General features: G+C 37.7%; 3 protein-coding genes. All 3 read left to right on the top strand.

All coding sequences use genetic code 11. From position 1 onward, the window contains the following. Positions 1 to 353 precede the first annotated feature (353 nt). The gene (locus tag LD39_RS05815) at positions 354 to 680 is read left to right on the top strand and encodes a hypothetical protein (protein WP_035543894.1); all 327 of its coding nucleotides are present in this window, start codon (positions 354 to 356) and stop codon (positions 678 to 680) included. 111 nt (positions 681 to 791) lie between these two features. Continuing rightward, on the top strand, positions 792 to 974 hold the full coding sequence (locus tag LD39_RS05820; protein ID WP_035543895.1) for a hypothetical protein: 183 nt from the start codon (positions 792 to 794) through the stop codon (positions 972 to 974). A gap of 60 nt (positions 975 to 1034) precedes the next feature. Continuing rightward, a complete protein-coding gene (locus tag LD39_RS05825) occupies positions 1035 to 1859 on the top strand; it encodes an undecaprenyl-diphosphate phosphatase (RefSeq protein WP_035543897.1) in 825 nt (274 codons plus the stop codon). Positions 1860 to 1902 lie beyond the last annotated feature (43 nt).

The following is a 1902-nucleotide window of genomic DNA, read 5'->3' on the forward strand; positions in this document are numbered from 1 at the left end:
TGGAACTAGATAGCACAAAGGGATAAGCGGATTAGATGAGACCCCGGAAGGCGACAGCCTGAGGAGGCACAGCATACGCCCACGGAAAGCGAGTTATTCCCCTACGCCCCTTATTCCACACATACATCTCTAATTCGAGTCTTCCAGATTACTGCACGTTTGCTGAATTACATACATTTTCTAATTTGTTATTTAAAATTCTTTATCACAAAAAATATCATGTTATAAGACAAGTATCTTTAATTGTCAACATCGTCATGGACCAGTCTTTTAGCATGTAACTGATTTTTACAAATTATGTGCTAGTCTTTTACAATCATTGATATAATAGGCATAGAAAGGAGGACGAAGAGATGAAGATGTTCAAATTTCCTATACTATTGGTCGTGCTCATTGTTTTTCTATTTGTAAACCAAGATGTTTCAGAGATTACATTCAAACCTAATCCTGAGAAGTTCTTGTTCAATACTTCAGCGATTACCATCTCTGAGCATGAATATCTTCCTCTACGTCCAACGCCTGCTTTAGAAAAAGGGAAGACGTCGGAAGCGCACGCCCTTCTATTTTTACTTTTTCTACTAAAAAAGAGGCGTTCTAAGAGACCTATGATCCGCCCGGTGGTCAAATCAGCGGTTATGGGATTCTTACTCCAGCGAAAATTCAACTCTAATTATCTTTGATTTCTAATTCTTCTTCATTCATGCATTGCCTGGTTCTAATGATAGGAGCCGTTAAATTGAGTGAATGATCATCACGTAAAAAGCACGTGATTTGATAAGGAGAATTAGTAAATGCAAAATTATAAAGAACAAATAGAATGCTTTATTGTGTCCATTTTTACACTTTTAGTGTTGTTCGGAGTCATTTTTATATCTGGAGTGGTCACAGGTGTTGATTGGGGGGACTATTGGGTTGATTTTTCTTGGAGCATGTTCAATATCGAGGAAATCAAACAAATGGTTGGTGTTAGATAAATAGATGGGAAGGAGAAACCTCCTTTCCCTCTTTTAAAAAATAATGAAGCGAGGAAGAGCATGGATCTCATTCATTTTCTGAAGGTGATTATATTAGGGATGTTTGAAGGTTTGACGGAATTTGCACCAATATCATCCACTGGACATATGATCATCGTCGACGAAATGTGGCTGCATTCCAAAGCGTTTTTGGGAATCTCGATTGCCAATACTTTTAAAGTCGTTGTACAGCTTGGATCCATTTTAGCTGTAGTGGTCATTTTCAAAGAAAAGTTTTTATTGTTATTAGGTTTAAAGGAATACTCGGAAGATGTTAAAAATAGAAGATTAAAAATAAGTCAAGTATTCGTTGGGCTACTTCCTGCTGCGATTCTGGGATTGCTGCTGGAAGACTTCATTGACCAATATCTCTTTACGGTTCAAACTGTGATGATTGGATTAGTACTGGGAGCTGTATTAATGATCGTAGCAGATTTTACAGCCTCTGATACCCCAAAGGTTCAAACAGTGGATCAAATGTCCTATCAACAAGCCTTTCTTATTGGATTAGTTCAATGCTTTTCCCTTTGGCCAGGATTTTCTCGATCAGGATCCACGATCTCTGCTGGTGTGATGTTCGGTATGAGTCACCGATCAGCCGCTGACTTTACTTTTATTATGGCGGTGCCAATCATGCTGGGAGCCAGCGGTCTTTCTCTATATAAAAATCTAGAGTTTTTTTCGATCGATGCTCTGCCTTTATTTGCTGTAGGTTTCTTGAGTGCCTTTATGTTTGCCTATCTTACAATTCAGTTCTTCTTGAAGCTCATCAATAAGATAAAACTGCTTCCTTTTGCGATTTACAGATTAATCTTAGCAGGGGCCATCTATTTGATATACTTTTAAGATTATGTTTTTCACGTTGTTGATGAACAAGTAAAAAAAAGAA

Source organism: Halobacillus sp. BBL2006, from assembly GCF_000786645.1.
Taxonomy (GTDB): domain Bacteria; phylum Bacillota; class Bacilli; order Bacillales; family Halobacillaceae; genus Halobacillus.